The organism is Azoarcus sp. DD4 (assembly GCF_006496635.1).
GTDB lineage: Bacteria > Pseudomonadota > Gammaproteobacteria > Burkholderiales > Rhodocyclaceae > Azoarcus.
The window spans coordinates 1221019-1242608 of the sequence record NZ_CP022958.1; the positions used below are offsets into that span (position 1 = coordinate 1221019).

The 21590-nt window shown below is 63.8% G+C and carries 17 protein-coding genes and 1 tRNA gene; 15 read left to right on the forward strand and 3 right to left on the reverse strand.

Going from position 1 to position 21590, the window contains the following annotated elements; all coding sequences use genetic code 11:
• The 15 genes from CJ010_RS05825 (at position 1) to CJ010_RS05895 (ending at position 14492) form a co-directional block, all read left to right on the forward strand.
• A complete protein-coding gene (locus CJ010_RS05825) occupies positions 1–1743 on the forward strand; it encodes an autotransporter assembly complex family protein (protein WP_141017163.1) in 1743 nt (580 codons plus the stop codon).
• 100 nt (positions 1744–1843) lie between these two features.
• Positions 1844–2815: an ABC transporter substrate-binding protein gene (locus CJ010_RS05830; protein WP_141017164.1), complete on the forward strand. Its 972-nt coding sequence runs from the start codon at positions 1844–1846 to the stop codon at positions 2813–2815.
• Positions 2816–2920: 105 nt separating this feature from the next.
• On the forward strand, positions 2921–3811 hold the full coding sequence (locus tag CJ010_RS05835) for an ABC transporter permease (RefSeq protein ID WP_141017165.1): 891 nt from the start codon (positions 2921–2923) through the stop codon (positions 3809–3811).
• Between the two features lie 152 nt (positions 3812–3963).
• Positions 3964–4758 (forward strand): ABC transporter ATP-binding protein, encoded by a 795-nt coding sequence (locus CJ010_RS05840; RefSeq protein WP_141017166.1) that lies wholly within the window; start codon positions 3964–3966, stop codon positions 4756–4758.
• Between the two features lie 213 nt (positions 4759–4971).
• Positions 4972–5262, forward strand: a complete 291-nt coding sequence (gene groES / locus CJ010_RS05845; RefSeq protein ID WP_141017167.1) for a co-chaperone GroES — start codon at positions 4972–4974, stop codon at positions 5260–5262.
• Between the two features lie 51 nt (positions 5263–5313).
• Complete coding sequence (gene groL, locus CJ010_RS05850) at positions 5314–6963, forward strand: chaperonin GroEL (RefSeq protein WP_141017168.1); 1650 nt, start codon at positions 5314–5316, stop codon at positions 6961–6963.
• Positions 6964–7263: 300 nt separating this feature from the next.
• On the forward strand, positions 7264–7950 hold the full coding sequence (locus tag CJ010_RS05855; RefSeq protein ID WP_141017169.1) for a response regulator transcription factor: 687 nt from the start codon (positions 7264–7266) through the stop codon (positions 7948–7950).
• On the forward strand, positions 7925–9412 hold the full coding sequence (locus tag CJ010_RS05860; RefSeq protein ID WP_141017170.1) for a sensor histidine kinase: 1488 nt from the start codon (positions 7925–7927) through the stop codon (positions 9410–9412). The genes CJ010_RS05855 and CJ010_RS05860 overlap by 26 nt, the downstream gene beginning before the upstream one ends.
• Before the next feature lie 182 nt (positions 9413–9594).
• Positions 9595–9903, forward strand: coding sequence for a DUF485 domain-containing protein (locus CJ010_RS05865; protein WP_141017171.1), 309 nt, complete (start codon positions 9595–9597; stop codon positions 9901–9903).
• Positions 9900–11618, forward strand: coding sequence for a cation acetate symporter (locus tag CJ010_RS05870; protein WP_141017172.1), 1719 nt, complete (start codon positions 9900–9902; stop codon positions 11616–11618). Before CJ010_RS05865 ends, CJ010_RS05870 begins: the two co-directional genes overlap by 4 nt.
• Before the next feature lie 173 nt (positions 11619–11791).
• A tRNA-Phe gene (locus CJ010_RS05875) sits at positions 11792–11867 on the forward strand.
• A gap of 259 nt (positions 11868–12126) precedes the next feature.
• Complete coding sequence (locus tag CJ010_RS05880) at positions 12127–13566, forward strand: site-specific integrase (protein WP_141017173.1); 1440 nt, start codon at positions 12127–12129, stop codon at positions 13564–13566.
• A complete protein-coding gene (locus CJ010_RS05885; protein WP_141017174.1) occupies positions 13563–13973 on the forward strand; it encodes a hypothetical protein in 411 nt (136 codons plus the stop codon). Before CJ010_RS05880 ends, CJ010_RS05885 begins: the two co-directional genes overlap by 4 nt.
• On the forward strand, positions 13961–14209 hold the full coding sequence (locus CJ010_RS05890) for a type II toxin-antitoxin system Phd/YefM family antitoxin (RefSeq protein ID WP_065339862.1): 249 nt from the start codon (positions 13961–13963) through the stop codon (positions 14207–14209). Before CJ010_RS05885 ends, CJ010_RS05890 begins: the two co-directional genes overlap by 13 nt.
• Positions 14199–14492 (forward strand): type II toxin-antitoxin system RelE/ParE family toxin, encoded by a 294-nt coding sequence (locus tag CJ010_RS05895; RefSeq protein WP_141017175.1) that lies wholly within the window; start codon positions 14199–14201, stop codon positions 14490–14492. The genes CJ010_RS05890 and CJ010_RS05895 overlap by 11 nt, the downstream gene beginning before the upstream one ends.
• 131 nt (positions 14493–14623) lie before the next feature.
• On the opposite strand, the gene CJ010_RS05900 is transcribed toward CJ010_RS05895, so the two are convergent.
• From CJ010_RS05900 to CJ010_RS05910, 3 genes are all read right to left on the reverse strand, one after another.
• Positions 14624–16126, reverse strand: a complete 1503-nt coding sequence (locus CJ010_RS05900; protein ID WP_141017176.1) for a Fic family protein — start codon at positions 16124–16126, stop codon at positions 14624–14626.
• 254 nt (positions 16127–16380) lie between these two features.
• Positions 16381–18360, reverse strand: a complete 1980-nt coding sequence (locus CJ010_RS05905; RefSeq protein WP_141017177.1) for a hypothetical protein — start codon at positions 18358–18360, stop codon at positions 16381–16383.
• 284 nt (positions 18361–18644) lie between these two features.
• Positions 18645–19739, reverse strand: a complete 1095-nt coding sequence (locus CJ010_RS05910; protein WP_141017178.1) for a hypothetical protein — start codon at positions 19737–19739, stop codon at positions 18645–18647.
• Between the last annotated feature and the right edge of the window lie 1851 nt (positions 19740–21590).

The following is a 21590-nucleotide window of genomic DNA, read 5'->3' on the forward strand; positions in this document are numbered from 1 at the left end:
GTGTCGGCTGCAGCGGGCCGACTGCTGCGGCTGGGCGCCGGCCTGTTGCTGGCGCTGGCCTGCGCCGCACACGCCGAGGATGGGCTCGAGGTCGAACTGCAGGTGCCGGACGTGCTGCGGCCGCTGCTCGAACAGCATCTGCGCATCCTGCGCGAGGCGCGCGCGCTGCCCGAGGAAGCGGCCGACCGCAGCGCGCTGGCGCGGCGCACGCGACGCGAGGTGGCCGACCTGCTTGCCACCGAAGGCTATTTCTCGCCGACGATACGGCTCGACCGCAGCGAAGCACCGCGCTGGCGACTGATCGTCGAGCCCGGCACGCGGGCGGTGATTGGCGGCGTGGACATCGCTTTCGAGGGCGGGATCGCCGGCGATCCGTCGGCTGGCGAACGCGTCGCCGAATTGCGCCGCCAGTGGGCCTTGCCGAGTGGCTCGCCGTTCCGGCAGGCGGATTGGGATGCGGCCAAACAAGGCCTGATCGACGAGGTCGGTCGCCGGCGCTACGCCGCGGCGCGCATTGTCGCCAGCCGAGCCGAGGTCGATCCGGCGGCAGCGAGCGTGCGGCTGTCGGTTACGGTGGACAGCGGGCCGCCCTTCCGGTTGGGGGCGTTGCAGGTAAGCGGCATCGAGCATCTGCCGGCCGATCTCGTCGCCCACTACAGCACGCTCGAGCCGGGATCGGACTACGACCGCGACGCCCTGCTCGCTTTCCAGACTGCGCTGCAGAACGCGCCGCACTTTGCCTCGGTGGTGGTGGATGTCGAGCACGATCCGGCGCTGGCGGCCGCGGTACCGGTACGGGTGCAGGTTGCTGAGGCGCTGCCGCGGCGGGTTGGCTTCGGGGCCGGCTTTTCCAGCAATACCGGCTACCGCGTCGAGGCGAACTACCGCGATGCCAACCTGTTCGCACGCGGGTGGGAGCTGTCGTCCGGCCTGCGGCTGGAGCAGCGCCGCCAGGCCGCGTATGCGGACGTCTTTCTGCCGCCGGAGCGGGCACGACACCGCGACAGCGTCGGGGCTCTGGTGGAGCGCAGCGACCTCGAAGGACTCAAGCTGGCGACGCAGGCAGTCGGCGTTGCCCGCAGTACCCTGCGTGGCGATATCGAGACCCAGATCGCGCTGCGCTTTCAGCATGAGGAAGTGCGCCCGGACGGCGCCCGAGCGACCGAGCACGACACCTTCACCGCCAACTGGACCTGGACCCGGCGCGCGGTCGACAATCTGCTCGACCCGCGCCATGGCTACGTGCTCGAGTTCCAGCTCGGTGGCGGCACCAGCATCGCCCTGGCCGAGCAGGATTTCGTCCGTCTCTATACGCGCTACGTCCATTACCAGCAGGTGGGCGAAACGGACACCCTGATCCTGCGCGCCGAGGGGGGCGCAACGCTGGCGCCCAGCCGCGACGGCATTCCGCAGGATTTCCTTTTCCGCACCGGCGGTGCGCAGACGGTGCGCGGCTATGCCTATCAGAGCCTCGGCGTGCGCGAGGGCGACGCCACCGTGGGTGGCCGCTACCTGGCGGTGGCGAGCGCCGAGTACGTGCGCTGGTTCCGCCCCGACTGGGGCACCGCCTTCTTCATCGACAGCGGCGACGCCGCCGATGCGCGTGCGGACTTCCGCCTTCGCACTGGCTACGGGGTCGGCGCACGCTGGCGCAGCCCGGCCGGGCCGCTCGCAGCGGACCTCGCCTGGTCGCAGGACGAGCGCCGGCTGCGCTTGCATTTCGGCGTGGCAATTGCGTTCTGACCGGCGCTGTCGCTCGGGTTAAACTCCGCGTCTCGCGGATCGCTACCGGTCGGCGGGCTGTCTGCATGTCACCGTTCAAATCAACAAGGAGAATCCTTCCATGTCGCTTTCCAAGCCCTACGTTGCCATCCTGGGCGCGCTGGCATTGTCGATATCGCTGGTGGCCCCGGTTGCAGCCCAACAGAAATCGGTCGCGGTGACCGCCATCGTCGAACATCCGGCGCTCGACGCGGTGCGCGACGGCGTCAAGGATGCGCTCGCCAAGGCGGGCTACGAGGAAGGAAAGAACCTGAAGTGGCAGTACCAGAGCGCGCAGGGCAATACCGGCACGGCGGCGCAGATCGCGCGCAAGTTCGTCGGCGACCAGCCGGACGCCATCGTGGCCATCGCGACCCCCTCGGCGCAGGCGGTGGTGGCGGCGACCAAGCAGCTGCCGGTGATCTACTCCGGCGTGACCGATCCGGTGGCCGCGCAGCTGGTGCCGAGCATGGCGCCGTCGGGCAGCAACGTCACCGGCGTGTCCGATGTGCTGTCGCTCGACAAGCAGGTGGAGCTGATCCGCAAGGTGGTGCCCAATGCCAAGCGCGTCGGCATGGTCTACAACCCGGGCGAGGCCAACTCGGTGGTGGTGGTGAAGGCGCTGCGCGAGATGTTGCCGACCCACGGGATGAGCCTGGTGGAGGCCGCCGCGCCGCGCACGGTGGACGTCGGCTCGGCCGCGCGCAGCCTGATCGGCAAGGTCGATGTCATCTACACGAACACCGACAACAACGTGGTGTCCGCCTACGAGTCGCTGGTGAAGGTGGGCAACGACGCCAAGATCCCGCTGGTCGCGTCCGACACCGACAGCGTCAAGCGCGGTGCGATCGCGGCGCTCGGCATCAATTACCGCGATCTCGGCGAACAGACCGGCCGCATGGTAGTGCGCATCCTCAAGGGCGAGCAGCCCGGCAGCATCGCCTCGGAGACCAGTTCCAAGCTGGAGCTCTACGTCAATCCGGCGGCAGCGAAAAAGCAGGGCGTGACGCTTGCCGATGCCCTGCTGAAGTCGGCCACCAAGATCGTCGAGTAAGGCCGGCACCGCTCCGTTTTCCCCGTCCCGGTCGGCGAGCGAGGCTGGCCGGCGGGGAGTCGCCGCATTTGCGCGTGGCCTCGTGCCCTTTCCGGTAGAACCAAGATGTCGCTCTATTCCTTGCTCGGCGCGCTCGAGATCGGGCTGATCTTCAGCCTGGTGGCGCTCGCGGTGTTGATTTCCTTCCGCCTGCTGCGCTTTCCCGACCTGACGGTCGACGGCAGCTTTCCGCTCGGCGGCGCGGTTGCGGCGACCATGATCGCGGCCGGCCACGATCCCTTCACGGCCACCGTGGTGGCGACCATCGCCGGCGCCGCGGCGGGCCTCGTGACGGGCTGGCTGAACGTGCGCCTGCGCATCATGGATCTGCTGGCCAGCATCCTGATGATGATCGCGCTCTATTCGATCAATCTGCGCGTCATGGGTAAGCCCAACGTGCCGCTGATCACCGAGCCTACGGTGTTCACCGTCCTGCAGATGGAGTCCGTCGCCGACTACGTGTTCCGCCCGCTGCTGCTGATCGGGGTGGTGGTGGTGACCAAGCTCGCGCTGGACTGGTTTTTCACCACCCAGATCGGCCTCGGCATGCGTTCGACCGGGTCCAATCCGCGCATGGCGCGCTCGCAGGGCGTCAATACCGGCTGGATGATCCTGGGCGGCATGGCTCTGTCGAACGCGCTGGTCGGCATGGCAGGCGCGCTCTTCGCGCAGACGCAGGGTGGCGCCGATATCTCGATGGGGGTGGGCACCATCGTCATCGGCCTGGCCGCGGTCATCGTGGGCGAGAGCATCCTGCCCTCGCGCAAGCTCTTCTTCGCCACGCTGGCCGTCATCGTCGGCGCCATCGTGTACCGCTTCTTCATCGCGCTCGCGCTCAACAGCGATTTCATCGGCCTGCAGGCCCAGGATCTCAACCTGGTCACCGCCGTGCTGGTGACGGTGGCACTGGTGCTGCCGATGCTCAAGCGCCGCTGGTCCGGCCGCAAGGGAGTCTGACATGAAACAACCCTCACGCTCACTGCGTTCGCGTAGGGCCGGCTTTGCACAGCCGGCCCGTTCGGTAGGCACGGCGCAGTGCGCCGCGAAACCCCTGCCTCACCCCCCCAAGGGGGCGGCAGTACGCTTGAGGCGGCTAGGCGCATACTGACATGCTGCGCGCAACCGACCTCCACATTACCTTCAACGCCGGCACGCCCATCGAGACCCGTGCGCTGCGCGGGATGACGCTGGAAATCCCGAGCGCTCAGTTCGTCACCGTGATCGGCTCCAATGGCGCTGGAAAATCGACCTTCCTCAACGCCGTGTCGGGCGACATGGCGGTCGACAGCGGCCGCATCGAGATCGACGGTGTCGATGTCACCCGGCAGCCGGTGTGGGAGCGCGCCAGCCGCGTCGCGCGCGTGTTCCAAGACCCGATGGCGGGCACCTGCGAAGACCTCACCATCGAGGAGAACATGGCGCTCGCAGACCTGCGCGGCGGCCGGCGCGGCTTTGGTCGCGCGGTGAAGGCGGCGCGGCGCGAGGAATACCGCGCCCACCTCGCGACCCTCGGCCTCGGCCTGGAGAACCGCCTGGCAGACCGCATCGGACTGTTGTCCGGCGGCCAGCGTCAGGCGGTCAGCCTGCTGATGGCGGCGTTGCAGCCGTCGCGCATCCTGCTGCTCGACGAGCACACCGCGGCGCTCGACCCGCGCACGGCCGACTTCGTGATCCAGCTCACTGCCCGCATCGTCGCCGAGCACAAGCTGACGACCATGATGGTCACGCACAGCATGCGGCAGGCGCTGGACGTGGGCGAACGTACCGTGATGCTGCACCAGGGCAGGGTGGTGCTGGACGTTTCCGGCAAGGAGCGGGAAGGTCTGGATGTGCCTGATCTGCTGGCGATGTTCGAGCGGGTGCGTGGCGAAAAGCTGGACGACGACGCACTGCTGCTGGGCTGACGGGCCTGCAGGTGGCGCCCGGGGCGGTGGTGCGCGCCGCCTCGAAAAAGATATCGATATGTCCGTACTTGAAATCGGCCGGGGCCGTCCCTATTATTAGCACTCGTTGGCAGTGAGTGCTAACAGCCGCGGCGGTGCCGCGGAACCCCAGCGAATTTAGTTTGCGGGCTTGGCCCGTGTTGTCAGTTGAATCGAAAAGAAGGAGTGAGATCCATGAAGATTCGTCCCTTGCATGATCGCGTGATCGTCAAGCGTCTGGAAGCCGAGCGCAAGACCGCCAGCGGCATCGTGATCCCCGACTCCGCGGGCGAAAAGCCCGACCAGGGCGAAGTCCTGGCGGTCGGCAACGGCAAGATCCTGGACGACGGCAAGGTCCGCCCGATGGCCGTCAAGGCCGGCGACAAGGTGCTGTTCGGCAAGTACGCCGGCCAGTCCGTGAAGGTCGAGGGCGAAGAGCTGCTCGTCATGCGCGAAGAAGACATCATGGGTGTGGTCGAGGCCTGAGCCTCCCGCATTGCCTGATCCGCAATCCCGAATTTCAAGGAGTTCTAAAGAATGGCTGCTAAAGAAGTCAAGTTTGGCGATTCCGCCCGCGAGCGCATGGTTGCCGGCGTCAATGTGCTGGCCAACGCCGTCAAGGTGACCCTGGGCCCGAAGGGCCGCAACGTGGTGCTCGAGCGCTCCTTCGGCGCCCCGACCGTGACCAAGGACGGCGTCTCCGTCGCCAAGGAAATCGAACTGAAGGACAAGTTCGAGAACATGGGCGCCCAGATGGTGAAGGAAGTCGCCTCCAAGACCTCCGACATCGCCGGTGACGGCACCACCACCGCCACCGTGCTGGCTCAGTCCATCGTCCGCGAAGGCATGAAGTTCGTCGCCGCCGGCATGAACCCGATGGATCTGAAGCGCGGCATCGACAAGGCCGTGATCGCCACCATCGAAGAGCTGAAGAAGATCTCCAAGCCCTGCTCGACCAACAAGGAAATCGCCCAGGTCGGTTCGATCTCGGCCAACTCCGACGCCGATATCGGCGGCATCATCGCCCAGGCGATGGAGAAGGTCGGCAAGGAAGGCGTCATCACCGTCGAAGACGGCAAGTCGCTGCAGAACGAGCTCGACGTCGTCGAAGGCATGCAGTTCGACCGCGGCTACCTGTCGCCCTACTTCATCAACAACCCGGATAAGCAGGTTGCCATCCTCGACAACCCCTTCGTCCTGCTGTTCGACAAGAAGATCTCCAACATCCGCGACCTGCTGCCGGTGCTGGAGCAAGTTGCCAAGGCCGGCCGTCCGCTGCTGATCATCGCCGAAGACGTCGATGGCGAAGCGCTCGCCACCCTGGTGGTGAACAACATCCGCGGCATCCTCAAGACCTGCGCCGTCAAGGCGCCGGGCTTCGGCGACCGTCGCAAGGCCATGCTGGAAGACATCGCCATCCTGACCGGCGGCCAGGTGATCGCCGAAGAAGTCGGCCTGACCCTCGAAAAGGCCACCCTGCAGGACCTCGGCCAGGCCAAGCGCATCGAGATCGGCAAGGAAAACACCATCATCATCGACGGCGCCGGCGAAGCCTCGCGTATCGAAGCCCGCGTCAAGCAGATCCGCGTGCAGATCGAGGAAGCGACCTCCGACTACGACCGTGAAAAGCTGCAAGAGCGCGTGGCCAAGCTGGCCGGCGGCGTTGCGGTGATCAAGGTCGGCGCCGCCACCGAAGTCGAGATGAAGGAAAAGAAGGCTCGCGTGGAAGACGCCCTGCACGCTACCCGCGCTGCGGTGGAAGAAGGCATCGTCCCCGGCGGCGGCGTTGCGCTGCTGCGTGCCCGGGCCAATCTGGCCGGTCTCAAGGGCGACAACCACGACCAGGACGCCGGCATCAAGATCGTGCTGCGCGCGATGGAGCAGCCGCTGCGTGAAATCGTTGCCAACGCCGGCGACGAAGCTTCCGTGGTGGTGAACAAGGTTGTCGAGGGTTCGGGCAACTTCGGCTACAACGCTGCTTCCGGCGAGTACGGCGACATGGTCGAGATGGGCGTGCTGGACCCGACCAAGGTGACCCGCACCGCGCTGCAGAACGCCGCGTCGGTCGCCAGCCTGATGCTCACCACCGACTGCATGGTCGGCGAGCTGGCCGAAGACAAGCCGGCCGGCGGAATGCCGGGCATGGGCGGCATGGGTGGCATGGGCGGTATGGACATGGGCATGTAATGCCAGTCCGGCGAGCCTGATCGCCATGAACGGCCCCGCTACGGCGGGGCCGTTTTCGTTTACCGGCCGGTGGCGAAACAGGCGCAGCAAAGCGCACGCCGCCGGCGCTCCGGGCGTGTGATAATCCTTGACGGGGAAAGGGGGAAAAAGGCGGCAGGGAGTCACCACGCATTGCGCGATGAACTCCCTGGAACGTCGGCGACCATTAAGATGGCGACGCTCCCGAAGACCGAGTAAAAGGAGAACAGCGGAACGCACTCTAGGCGTATCCGCTTACGTACAACTTACATCCGGAATCCTATGCGCATCCTTCTGGCGGAAGACGATCCGGTCATCGCCGACGGCATCGTCAGGGCGCTCAAGCGTAGCGGTTATGCGGTGGACCATGTCGGCAACGGCGCCGAAGCGGACGCGGCGCTGGCGTCCCAGCCCTACGATCTGCTGATACTCGACCTCGGCTTGCCCAAACTACCGGGCATCGAGGTGCTGAAGCGGGTGCGGGCGCGGAAGTCCGCGCTGCCGGTGTTGATCCTCACCGCGCAGGACGGCGTCGAGGACCGTGTGCGCGGCCTGGACGCGGGGGCCGATGACTACCTCACCAAGCCCTTTGCGCTGCCCGAACTCGAAGCCAGGGTGAGGGCGCTGACGCGCCGCGGCACTGGCCAGCCGCGCTGTATCGAGGTGGGGAATCTCAGCTACGACCAGGCCGACCGGGTGGTCAAGATCGGTGGTCAGGTGGTGGAGCTCTCGGCACGCGAGATCGGTCTGCTCGAAGTTTTCATCCTCCGCGTCGGTCGCCTGGTCAGCAAGGATCAGCTGGTCGATCACCTTTGCGGCTGGGGCGAAGAGGTGTCGAGCAATGCCATCGAAGTCTACGTGCACCGGCTGCGCAAGAAGCTGGAAGCGAGCGGTGTGCGCATCGTGACCGTACGCGGGCTTGGATACTGCCTGGAAAACCCGGATGCTGTCCAGGCGGCGAAAGGCTGACAAGGGCGGCAGCGGCGGGCGGGCAGGAGGGCAGCCGAACTCGCTCTTCGGCGAAATCCTCGACTGGATGCTCGCGCCGCTGCTGTTCCTGTGGCCGATATCCATCATCGTCACGCACAACGTCGCGGACAACATCGCCAACCAGCCGTATGACCGCGCGCTGGCCGACAGCGTGCGTTCGCTCGCCCGCCTGGTGTCGGTCGAGGGGGGGCAGGTGGAAGTACATTTCCCGGCACCGCCGCGCGCCTTGTTTCGTGCCGATCAGGACGACACCGTTTACTACCAGGTCGCCAATCAGTCCGGCGAAACGATTACCGGCGACCGGGAGATTCCCTGGGTGCCGCCGCCGCCCATCGTGTTGGCCGAAGAGGTACTGTATCGCGACGAGGTGATCCACGGCGAAGAGGTGCGCGTGGCTTACCAGTTCCTCAAGGCATGGCCCGAACCCGCCAGTCCGCTGGTGCTGGTGCAGGTGGCGGAAACCCGCAACAAGCGGTCGGATCTTGCCTCACGCGTGGTCACCGGGGTGCTGCTGCCGCAGTTCGCGATCATCCCGCTGGCGGTGGTGCTGGTGTGGGTGGGGCTGACGCGCGGCATCGCGCCGCTCAACCGCTTGCAGAGCCTGATCCGGCGGCGGCGTCCGACCGACCTGTCGCCTATCGTGCCGGCGAGCGTGCCGGAAGAGGTGCGGCCGCTGATCGTCGCCTTCAACGACATGATGGCGCGCCTGGAGGAGAACCTGCAGGCGCAGCAGCGTTTCATCGCCGACGCTGCGCACCAGATGCGCACGCCGCTCACCGGTCTGAAGATGCAGACCGATCTTGCCCTGCTCGAGAGCGATCCCGAGCAACTGCGTGCCTCCCTCACCCAGATCGGCCAGAGCGCGGATCGCGCCAGCCATCTCATCAACCAGTTGCTGTCGCTGGCGCGTGCCGAGGCGAGTTTCGAGAAGCTCTACACGGTGGAGCCGGTCGATCTCGAAGCGGTCGTGCGCGAGGTGGCGCAGGATCTCTTCCCGCGTGCGCTGGCCAAGAACATCGACCTCGGTGTGGAAAGCAGCGGCCAGGTATTGCAGGTGGAAGGCAATGCTGTTCTGCTGCGGGAGATGATCAAGAATCTGATGGACAACGCGATCAAGTACACCCCGCGCGGCGGCAGCGTGACCGCCCGCACCCGCCACCCCGGCGCACCCATCCTCGAGGTCGAAGATACCGGCGCCGGGATTCCGGAGGCGGATCGGGAGCGGGTGTTCGAACGCTTCTACCGCGTGCTGGGCAGCGGCGTAGACGGTTCCGGGCTCGGCCTGCCTATCGTGCGGGAGATCGCCGAGTTGCATCGCGCCACGGTGACGCTCAGTCCGAATGCCGGGGGCCGCGGTACCGTTGCGCAAGTCGTTTTTCCGCGTAGCCACGTGGCGCCGCCACCGCTGCCGGCCCATGGCGACTACTTCACACTCGGATGAGCCGGGCAGTCGAGTTATCCAATTTTTTAATCATTTCATCAATTAATATTTAAATTACAGTTAAGACGCTGTTGTGTAAGGAAAAATCTTACAAACCGTAAGCCCGTCGTAAGTCTCCGGGAATAACTTGCAGCCTGTCCGGGCGTAAGTCCGGCCTGACCAATAGTGTTAAGGAGGGAGACATGCAAGACGACCTGGTGGCAAAAATCGTCGCCAACCCGAAGTATCAGCGCCTGACCAGCACGCGCTCGAGCTTCGGCTGGCTGCTCACCGCGATCATGATGATCGTGTACTACGGCTACATCGCCATCATCGCCTTCGACAAGGAGATGTTCTCTGCCCGCCTCGGCGAGGGCGTCATGACACTCGGCATCCCGGTCGGTTTCGGCGTGATCGTGTTCACCATCATCATCACCGGCATCTACGTCCGCCGCGCCAACTCGGAATTCGATGCGCTGACCTCGGACATCGTCAAGGAGAGCAGCAAATGATCGGTCGTCATGTGCGTTTTGCCGGCGGCCTTGCGCTTGCCGGGCTGTCGGCGGCGGCGCTCGCCGCCGGTGGCGACCTCGGCCAGGCCGAGAAGCAGGCCACCAACTGGACCGCGATCATCATGTTCGCCGTGTTCGTGGTTGCCACCCTCTACATCACCAAGTGGGCTGCAGCCAAGACCAAGTCGGCGGCCGATTTCTACACCGCGGGCGGCGGTATCACCGGCTTCCAGAACGGCCTCGCGATCGCCGGCGACTACATGTCGGCAGCGTCCTTCCTCGGTATTTCCGCCGCGGTGATGGCCAACGGCTATGACGGCCTGATCTACTCGATCGGCTTCCTCGTCGGCTGGCCGGTGATCACCTTCCTGATGGCGGAGCGCCTGCGCAACCTCGGCAAGTTTACCTTCGCCGACGTTGCCGCCTACCGCTTCAAGCAGACCCCGATCCGCGCCTTTGCCGCGTCCGGCACGCTGGTCGTGGTGGCCTTCTACCTGATCGCCCAGATGGTCGGTGCCGGCCAGCTGATCAAGCTGCTGTTCGGCCTTGAGTACTGGATGGCTGTGGTCATCGTCGGCGCGCTGATGATGGTCTACGTGTTGTTCGGCGGCATGACCGCGACGACCTGGGTGCAGATCATCAAGGCCTGCCTGCTGTTGGGCGGTGCGAGCTTCATGGCCTTCATGGTGCTGCTGAACTACGGTTTCTCGCCCGAGGCGCTGTTCGCCGAGGCGGTCAAGGTCAAGGCCGGTGTCGCCACTGTTGCCGGCAAGACTCCGGAAGAAGCAGGTGTGATCGGTCAGGCGATCATGGGGCCGGGCTCCTTCATCAAGGATCCGATCTCGGCGATCTCCTTCGGCATGGCGCTGATGTTCGGTACTGCTGGTTTGCCGCACATCCTGATGCGCTTCTTCACCGTGCCGGATGCCAAGGAAGCACGCAAGTCGGTGTTCTGGGCAACCACCTGGATCGGCTACTTCTACATCCTTACCTTCATCATCGGCTTCGGCGCGATCGTGCTGGTGTCCACCAATCCGCAGTTCCTCGATGCCAAGGGCGGTCTGCTCGGCGGCGGCAACATGGCGGCTATCCACCTCGCCAATGCGGTCGGCGGCAACGTCTTCCTCGGCTTTATCTCGGCGGTGGCCTTTGCGACCATTCTCGCGGTGGTGGCCGGTTTGACCCTGTCGGGCGCCTCGGCGGTGTCGCATGACCTCTACGCCACGGTGTTCAAGAACGGCAACGCGGATTCGGCTGCCGAACTGCGCGTGTCGCGCATCACCACCATTGTCCTCGGTGTGATCGCGGTGGTGCTGGGCATCGCCTTCGAGAAGCAGAACATCGCCTTCATGGTGTCGCTGGCCTTCGCGATCGCTGCCTCGGCCAACTTCCCGGTGCTGTTCATGTCGGTGTTGTGGAAGGACTGCACGACCCGCGGCGCCTGCTGGGGTGGCTTCCTCGGTCTGATCACCGCCGTAGCACTGACCGTGGTGTCGCCGTCGGTGTGGGAAGCGACGCTGGGCAATCCGAAGGGTTCCGCGCTGTTCCCCTACACCTCGCCGGCCTTGTTCTCGATGGCGGCGGGCTTCATCGGCATCTGGCTGTTCTCCATCCTGGACAACAGCGCGCGTGCCAAGGAAGACCGTGCCGGCTATCTGGCGCAGTCGGTTCGCTCCGAAACCGGTATCGGTGCCGCCGGCGCGTCTGGTCACTGAGTAGTTCGCACCGCCCCGCATCCGTGCGGGGTGGCTTGAAGCAGAATCGATGTGCGCCAGCGCGACAAGCGTTCGGCGCACATCGCGTTTTACCCGGCCGATGTATCGCGTGGTCGGCAAAGCGACAAAGTGCTTGACGTTCGCCGAATTCACACTATAATGCACGCTTCTTCGGCCAGTTAGCTCAGTTGGTAGAGCAGCGGATTGAAAATCCGCGTGTCCGTGGTTCGATTCCGCGACTGGCCACCAAGAATTATCAAGCACTTAGCCCAGCCCATAAAGCTGGGCTAAGTGCTTTTTGTGCCTCGTTCTGACGTTTTTCTGTCAAACGGGCCGGTGGCCGATGGCGTTTGCATGCGCCCCAGTGCGCACTTGCAGCGCATGTCGACGGTTCATCCCCACCGTGTGCACCTATACGCAACTCCAACCTTCGTGGAGTTGCTCATGTATCTGTTCATAGCCCTTTTCATGACCCCTTCCGAGGCACTCGCCTCGAAAGGCGGATGCCATGGCTAAGCCTTTCCAGGAAGGCGTCGGCTGGGCCTTCCGGATACGGATCCGGGGCGAAGCCCTGTACCGATCCGGTTTCAGGAGCAAGACCGAGGCTGCGCGTGCGATGGATGCGCTCAAGGCCGAGCGCTGCGCTGCGCCCGCACAGTCCGGACGCGGCGCGCATCGCACCAGCGTGGGGGTGGCGTTCTCGGATTATGCGAGGGAGCGCCTGCCGTACCTCAAGGGTGCCAGTCAGGACGTTCGGCGCATCAATCGCTACCTGCGGGCGCTCAGGCTGCCCGTCATCGAGCTCGCCCCGGTGACGCTTGTGAAAGAGGGCAAGCGTGTCTATTGGGACGTCACCTTCGTTGAAGAGCCCGTACGGGTCATCCCGGCGTCGCTGACCGCGCACCGGCATCGCTTGGGCAAGGAGAGCGCGCAGAGCGATCGGGCCCGCAAACAGTTGGCCGGCACGATGATGGCCGATGTGACGACGCATCACGTCCAGGCCCTCATCAACGCGTTACGTGCAGAGGGGAAGAAGTCGGCGACCATTCACCTTGAGCGTTCCGAGCTGCGCCGGTTGTTCAAGCACGCCAGCGCCGTGTGGAAATGGCGACGGCTGGGGGGGAATCCTGCCGGTGCCGAACTTGATATGCCCGCGGTCGAGGCGGGGCGCGACCGTGTCGTCACAAACGAAGAGTGGCAGAAGGTCTCCGTGCACCTGGCGGCCTATCCCAACCCTTACGCGGCACCGCTCGCCTGTCTGATGCTCGAGACCGCCATGCGCTCGTGCGAACCGCTGGTGCACCTGCGCTGGGGCGACATCGACTGGCGGCAGCGTGTGCTCACGCTGCAGGATGCGAAAGCCGGCGGTCGTAAGGTGCCTCTGGGGCCGGGTGCCCTGCACGTCCTGTCGCAACTGAAGAAGTATGCGCCCACGCCTCCGCTGCCCGACGACAAGGTGTTTCCGACGACCTACGAGGCGGTCAAGAAAGCATGGGCGGTGTCCTGCAGAAAGGCGGGTTTGACGGACGTCGGGCTGCATGACTTGCGGCACACCTCGGCGACCCGCTTTGCGCTTGAGTTCGAGGGCAATCTGCCGGTGCTGATGGTCATCACGGGTCACAAGACGGCCCAGATGGCGATGCGGTACGTGAACATCCAGGCGACGCAGGTCGCGACGATGATGCACAAGGAGCCATTGCCCGTGGCGCACACGGCGGCCGGCTACGAAATGGGTGTGACGGCCGCGATGGACGCGGCGCTCGAGGCGCGAGCACACGCCTCGCTTGAAACACCCAAGGGGCCTCGCAGTCTGGAGCCGGAAGCGCCTGTCGGCACCGAGGGCTTGGGAGGCGCCCGTGTGGCTGAGATCACTTCGGCACCCAGGCCGGCGGCTGGCGCTCGCTCGGGCACCATCATCCCGGTCGACTTCCGCAGGAGGGCCGCATGATGGCAGGCGGTGCGCATGTACCTTCGGTCGAACTGAAGACGGTTGAGTTCATCCTGGCCGTTTCGGAAGCGCCCGCATCCCGTGCGGTGCATCTGCGCCACCACGGCTTTCGGGTGTCGCTCGAGTACGAGCCCGAGTTGCCGGTGCCAGGCGTTGGCACCTTCAAGGACGTGTTGGTGGTTACTGACGTCTACGTCCCGCCGCGCTATCGCCGGTGCGGCTGGTTCCGGGCCTACCTCAAGCTGTGTGGTTTGCTCTGTGGCGAGGCGCTGATCGTCGATGAGGTGTACGGGCCGGTGCGTGATGCGCTCATCGGATACGGCTTTGTGGCCGTGCCCGGCGACGCAGTGATGCTGAGCAAGCACTCCCCTTTGAGCGCGTCCTGGAGGCCGAGATGGCACACCTGATTCTGGCGGAAACTACCGCGACCGTTTCCGAACTGAAGCGCAACCCCATGGGTACGGTTGCGGCGGGGGAGGGCATGCCCGTTGCAATTCTGAATCGCAGCGCGCCTGTGTTCTATTGTGTTCCCGCAAAGGCCTACGTAGCGCTGATGGACCGCTTGAAGGACCTGGAGCTCAATCTCCTTGCCGATACGCGTGCCAGCCAGCGCGTTACCCGGGGGACGCTCGATGAACTATGAGCTTGGCTTCATCGATGAGGTCCTGGCCGAGTGGAGAACACTCGACGGCAGCGTCCGGGCGCAGTTCAAGACGCTGCTGGCCGAGCGTCTGAAAAAGCTGCCCGTGCCGGCAGCCAAGCTCGGGGGGCATCCGGACCGCTATGAAATAGCGCTCCGCAGGGGTGGGCACCGACTGGTCTATGAGATGCGGGGCCAGCAACTGGTTGTGGTCATCGCGGGCGGCAAGCGGGATCGCAATGCGGTGTTCAAGGTGGCGGATGGACGCTGCCCTACGGAACGCTGACGCAAGGATCTAGCGCAGGAAAAAAAGAGAAGCCCGGGAGAGCCTATGCCATCCCGGGCTTCTTCCATGTCTGGCTGCGAAAGCGAACCTGTCAGTCTGCCCTGCGGCCATGAAGGCGCTCGACCGTCGATTCATGCGCTTCTTGCGTGGGGCTCTGGAAACACCAACCGGAAGTTTCGTAAGTCCGTCTCGAAGGCATTGCTCCGCTTGAACGCTTCGTAGAGCAGGTGTCGTGGTTGGGTGTAGTCGAACGCTGCCGTCCAGTCATGGAGGCGGAGCATCGTGCGGAGGTAAGGCGTGGCGTCGGCGTGGCCCGACAGGCGCTTCAGCGGCAGCAGGTAATCCTCGCGGGAAACCGTCGGCACGATGATGCGGGACCGACCGGCGGCGCTCAGGACACAGTTCATGGCCAAGCGCGCCGTTCTCCCATTCCCATCCAGGAAGGGATGCACCTCGGAGACGATGAACATGGTCATCAGCGCGCGGGCGAGCGGGTCTTCCAACGCCTGAATCCGCTCGAACCCCTCCCGCAGCGTGCCCTGCACGAGCTCGGGGGCTACGAAGGGCGTCGCGCCGGCCTGGTTGTTACGGCTTTTCCACTCTCCTGGGTGCTTGTCCGGTCGGGACTGCATGACCAGCGCATTGACACTCTTGAGCCCGTGCAGGAAATCGTCCGCCGTGTTCGCGGGCTGATCGCGCCATGGCTGATGCATCGCGCTCTGGAAGGTCCCCAGAAAGTCGTGGGCGTCTTCCAGCCGGTTCGGGATGAGGCGGCCTTCGAATACGATCTCTTCGGCTTCGCTGACCAGAAACGTGGTGCCTTCGATGTAGTTCGAGAAGTAGGCTTCGAAGAACGCGAAGTTCTCGCGCGCGACGCCAGCTTCCGCGGTGGCGGCCACTTCCGGCAAGGCCTCCGAGCGCAGCCGGCTGAATAGCGTGTCGAACAGGGCGAGGCGGTCCGGGTCAGAGGAGCGGCCGGCGGCACGTGCCAGCACAGACTTGCCATATCGTTTCTTGTTCTCGTCGGCTTCCAGCAGGGCGCCCATGATGGCGTCCAGTCGCTTGAACTCCTTTTCTCGACCCAGGGTGTCAGCCAGCGTGCGACAGGCATCCCGGAGTTGATTGAACCGATCCTCCCCGCGGATCGAGAGCATCTTGTCGAGCTCCGCCTCGAGCACGTCCTGGGGAAGCACGCGCTCGCTCACACCACGGCCCGTCGCCAAGTTCTCCAGCAGCCAGCGAGGTTGGCTGGGGAGGAACAGGCGCTTGTAGGGCGTATCGCCTTCCACCGCGCCTTGTCCCGGAATGATCTTGATGGCGAGGCCGGGCAGCTCCAGGGTTCGCGGTCGATTGCCACGCGTCACGTAAAGGCGCCCCTCAACCGGCTTCGCGTCATACCCGCTCCGATAGCTGAGGACGCCGCCGGGCAAAAGGTGGCTCGCAATCTTCGCCCAGTGACGCAGCACGAGCGCTTCCGGGGGGCTGGTCAGATTGCTGGTGTAGACCCCCTGGTACAGCTTCAGCAGTTGCCCCTCGGCGAGAAGCCGAAGAACCTGACGGTCTGCGGTGGGGTTGCCTTCACCGGTGAGCAGGATCTCTGGCAGCGAGATGTCGGTTTTCTGCTTGATTGTCACGTTCAAGCCCTGATGATGTGTCTGTATTTTGTATTAATTGATAGATTTTTGTCTGAAAATTGTTTGATTAGTTCGTGCGGGATGTCGGATTCGTGTGGAATGCAGCCTGGAGGACTCAGTCGTGTTCTCCAGGCTGCATTACGTGACGAGTTGTGAGTCTCGGCTGCACGCGCTCACCGCCACCGAGAACGTAGGGTCGCCTCATAACGCGGGCTACGCAGTGCTGCCGTGTTCAGTCGCAGGACTGGGCAGGCTCATTCCAGTGAGTTGAGATAAGCCTCGTAACGTGCGAACGAGTCTTCTCGGCGCAGATGGGCGTAGTTCTCCAGCACAGTCGTCAAGTTGTCGTTCAGCAGTTCGGCCACCGTGAGGAAGTCTCCGGGGTGTTTGCGAAGCCAGTCCGTGGCGACGAGGTGGCGCATGGCATGCGGACCGAAGCCAGGCGAGCCAGGAATGTAGCGTCGCGTCAGATGCCGCACCGTTCGGCTCAGTCCCTCCCAGATTCCGCCGTCCTCGTCACCGACCAGCAGGTAAGTACTGGCCTTACCTGCCAGCAAGGTCTCCCGGTACTCCTCGATGTACTCGTCCATCATGGGTTTGACCCAGTCCGCAACTTTGACCGAATATCCCCGGGACTGCTTGCTGTTGCCGGTCTTCAGGTGCACCGGCTGCAGCTGGATACGCCAACCTTCTGTCGGACTTCCGCGGACCGTGCCGTGGCCGTTTGGCATCCAGGTGAGTGAGGCGAGGGTTCGCACTCGCATCGGGTTGGACAGCAAGAGTGCGAGGACAAGTGCGTTCCGCTTATGTCTGGCTTCGCTGATGCTTCCAGGGGGAGCATTGGCGGCATCCGTGTCGATGTGAGCAATCGCGTCCCGAATCGGCTTGAGCGGATTTGGCGAGTTCAGAAGGTTCGCAATGGGCTCTGCGGGGTTGCGACTGACACTGGTTGCACTGCGGATATAGTCGCGCAGGAATTTATGGCTCTTCGCACACATTTCCCGCCAGGCATCGTCACTTGCGGGCCGAAATCCCTCTGGTAATCGTACCCGGTAGACGGCGGCCTGCTGCCACAAGAACCCGGTCTGAGGGCGGAGCAGGCTGGAGACTGCGCGTGCGAAGACCTTCTGCCCGTTATGTCGAACGCCATTGGACTGACTGGTCATCCACTGCATGAAGCATTCGAGCGCCTGAGGGTGGGCGCACCAGGCAAGGGTTTGCGGCGGGGATTCATTCCAAGCGATACCTCCCTTCTCCGGCGGCAAGTTGGTCAGTACCCCTAGAAAGGTCCGCATGCGCTCTATGAAGATGTTAGCGGTGGGACAAACCATCGGTCCGCGTTGGGCCAAGGGGCTGAGGGTCGAAGAAACGCCCCTCGGGATGAGGCGCCAATGCCCCCGCGATTGACGCTCGAGGGTAGGGAAATCACTGATCTTGTAGTCGAAGAGGGCACGCCATTCCTGCAAAAAGGAGGCACCCAAGGCGGATTCGGGAAGCGGCAGGTTGTGCTGTGTTCGCTCTGCCATCCGGAGACGATAAGCAGGTATCGCTACTGCCGCCGCCTGCTCGTCCGCAGGTTTCTCGATAAGGCTCACGAGAGCGTCGCGGGCAAGGCCGAGCCTTACTTCGAGCCGTCGCAACGCGGGCAGCGTATCGGCGCGCGGCGTGGCGCCTCTCAGCCAGCGCCACAGGGTGGTCGGGTCTACCCCCGCCTGCTTTGCCAAGGACTTGGGCGGCACGCCCGTTTCGGCGATAAGCAGCCGGAGCCTAGCCCCCAGGCCGCATTGCTTGCCGGGCGGCGGTGTGTGACGAGCGGTCAGCGAGGCCTGGTAGAGCTTCTGAATCGCTTGGAGGTGCAGCCTGCGGTCGCGACGTGTCCGAGGCGCCACGGTGATGCTTTCGAGATAGTCCCGGACCTTGGCATCGAAGTTTCCGGCCAGTTCCGTGCCGACGTTCGACTCGATGGTTTTTCCGCAGAACGCCAGGTAGCCATTCAAGGTGCTCAGGTAATTGCGGTACTGCTGGACTGCCGAGGCAGTCGGGCTGTCGTCGATCGAGAAGTTCTGCTTCAGTTTGTTGATGAGGTCGAGGTAAGGAAATGCCATGAGGAGCTCCGGTGGGTTGGAGCCCGCAAACACGCTGCTGAACTGTGTGACCTCGATGACGTTATCGCCAGTAACGACGGAATAACGCGTGTTTCCCAAGTTGCTGAATCCAATGTAATTTCCTTTCATTTTCCACCCCTCTGCGTGACAGGCAGGAGGGCTGAGTAGCGTTATCGCGGGCCAGGGTTGTAAGGGCGTATAGCGCGCGATGGGGGGGATGAGTCTGCTGCGAGCCAAGAAAGTTTGTGGCGGAGACTGGCTGTGCGGGCAGGCCCGTCTCCGCCTCTATTGCCGAGTGCCGTGGGGGCTTGAAGATGGGGCTCTGGATGGCGCCGTGCTCATCAGCGGATTCTTGGTATCGCAGACTGACGAGCCCATCGGCTGGGGGCTCGTCCTGGGTGCCGTTCGCCTGCTTACTCCTCGGTGGCGTCGTTGGTCGGCCACGCTTCCCGGACGACATAGAGGCGGGTCTTGTCTTTGCTGAAGTGGTACTTGGCCACCCGGCTGCACACAGGGGTGCCAGGCTCCTTGAGCTTGTCGAGCGCCTTCACGACACTACCCCGGAAGTTGCTCATCTTGGACTCGTAGCCGGACAGCCGGTAGAGCGTCTCTATGGGAAGCCACTTAGCCTTCTTGTGCGTCGCGTAGAAGTTGGCCAGCCAGCCACGCAAGCCATCGTAGTCGACCGCCTGACGGTCGATTGCCGTCCAGGACGCCACCCCAAAAAGCTCGGCTACCGGTTCGGGCACGCACAGCAGCACGACGTTGGCACCCTTCATCTCCTCGGCCGGGTGGTCGTCCTCAAAGCCCACCGACAGCAGCTTGGGGACCTCGATGTTGAGACAATCGGAGCGCAGGCGAATCTGGGCGAAACTTAGCCGCAGCAGGCTGGCCCGGATGCTCCGGTAGGTCTTCGCGTTGTGCGTGCCGCCCATTCGGCTGGCAAACGCGTGGAAGCTAGTCCGGATGTGCCGGGGGCAGTCGTCCGTTGCCAGCGGCTGCTCGCGGTAGTAGTCCAGACAGGTGGCGTAGACCTGGCGGTCGTACTGACACAGGCGGTATCCGCTGAAGAAGAAGCTGATGCCGCTGAAGGAGGCAATCTCGTCGTTGGTCACCACTAAGGGCAGGTCGCCGGCAAGTACTTGGTCGTTCTGCTTCTGAACCGACGAGCTCGAGGAGAAGAGAGCGGTGCGCAGGAAGACGTCGGGCAGCGCACGGGCCGTGCTCGACCAGTTCGGCAAATACACATCCTGGCCGCGGCGGGCCGCCTGCTTCGTGCGGGCACTGCGCAGCTCCTGGGCGGTTGCATTGTCCGGAAGAGTCAGAACCGCGGGCGCCGGCGCAATGTTCTTGCGACTCATGTTGCTGGCGATGTGCTTTATCGTCTCCGCCGCGTTGAGTACCGTTGTCTGATAGGCCGGTTCGGCGCCGAGAGCAGCCTCCGCAGTGCTGTCAGCCAGAGCCTGGAGCTCAGCGATACGGTCGGCCTGGGGCTTACGCTTGACCATTCGGCCGCTCCGAGGACATTTGAACGAAACGTTCCATCAGCGTCCGAAGCATGTCGGAAGCAGTTATCCCACGTTGGGCGCAAGCGCTGTAGAACTGCTGATGGAGTTGGCTAGGGGCGCACGTGCTGAGCTGAGTCTTGCCAGGTGCAAGGCGGGAAGAGGTGATCATTTCAGGGAAGCTCGATTACGGGGGGACTGTATAGGCACAAACGGTCCGCCTGCTGTGGTACGGGCCCTAGTTCGATGGGAGACCACCCGCTAAGGGGGGCCGAGCAGTATCCCGGCTCGCAAGCTGGCCGACCTGAACGCGACAGGCAATTTTGCTGAACACCACAGCCTTTGTGCCTGAACTCCGCAGCAGAGAAACCTGAACTCCACAGTTCGTGGAGGCCGTCGTATCGGCATATTGACCTGCGGTGGAGGGCGTTTTTCTATGTGCCTGCGCGCCTCTAGCCTTTTCTAGCCTCTTTATCCTCAGGTAGCTGTCTTTTTGGGCGTGGCGTCCTTCCCCTCCTTCGCTCAGGCAAGGTTGTCCTTACTTGTGTTGCGCGAGGGTGGTGGCCTTCTTTGTGAGGAGGGAGCGCATGGAGTGCTGTGCTGGTGCGGAGCCATGAAGGGGAGGTTTGCACCCAGGCCGGCTGATGCCGGCTTGCAGTGAGTCGTCCCGCCGGCCGCCCTGGTCAGCGGTTTTTGAAGGACGGCGCCAGACGTCCGCTTCTCGACGTTGAGGTCATGAGAACCTGCTGCAGGTTTGCTTCCGTTTGCCGCAGTTGATTGCCAATAGTGAATTAATGGGGCCTACGGTGGTCAGCCACTGGCGCACCTTTTGGGGGCGTCGATGCTCTGAATACTGCCTCGACGGCGCCATTGTCGGTGGATACGTTAGTCATCACTCGGTTGGTTGCGGCCGGACGTGAGTTGGCTGTGACCCGTAGGGGAACCTGGGTGCCCGTCGTATAAAGTCTCGCGGGATGGTGAGTTGCCGCGAACTATGCTGATCCTGGCTTAACGTATCGGATCAACTCATGTGACGACGACCAGGGCTTGCTTGCAAGTTTGCCATCGGATGATTATTGAACGGTTGCTCGTCAGCGTCGACAGTTGGGTACTCAAAAGGATTATCACGGTGCTGGAAGTTCGTTCCTTCAGCTATTGCCTTGCAGGTTGGCTGAAGTGCCATCGGGTAATGATGCCGTGGCGACGATAACAACACCTCGTCTTGCGGGTCCGGGGATCGCGCGCGGAAGACCTTTATCTCCGCGCATCGGAGGCTCCATCAAACGGGATTAACCTCGCGTGGCTCATGGCCTCAACGGCCAGGTTAATCCATTGCTCCATATTGAATGAGAAATCGCCGGCCAAACGCATCAACCGCGGACGCGGAGCCTGCCACAAAGCTCGCCAAGGTCGTTCAGATCGTTGCGGATCTGTTGGTAGCCATCGACGAGCCCACGGGGCTCTCGGTATGCATGATGGGCGCACCTCAGCGCGCTAATCGTCCGCCGCACGCTCTGGGGACGGGGTGCTGCTCCCAGGCTGTAACTGCTTGGATGCACCGTCAGCGTCGAACACAGGCGATGCACTGGGTGCTGTGCTGTATCGGCTCCCCGGACTGCTTGCCAAATTACACGGCTGCCGCTTACCCGAGGCGTAACGCCATCTCACCACCGGATGCCCTGGCTCGGGCATCAGGATTTTGAACTCATCGTGAAACGCGGCAGCACCTTCTCCGTCTTCATCAATACCTCCGGCAAACCCCGTCGCGTAAGGGTGTCTTGGAGTCCTGGGCCGGTTCTAACGGGCAAGCATAACTTTGCAAGCATCGTTGGGCGCTGCGGGCTTGGCAAGTAG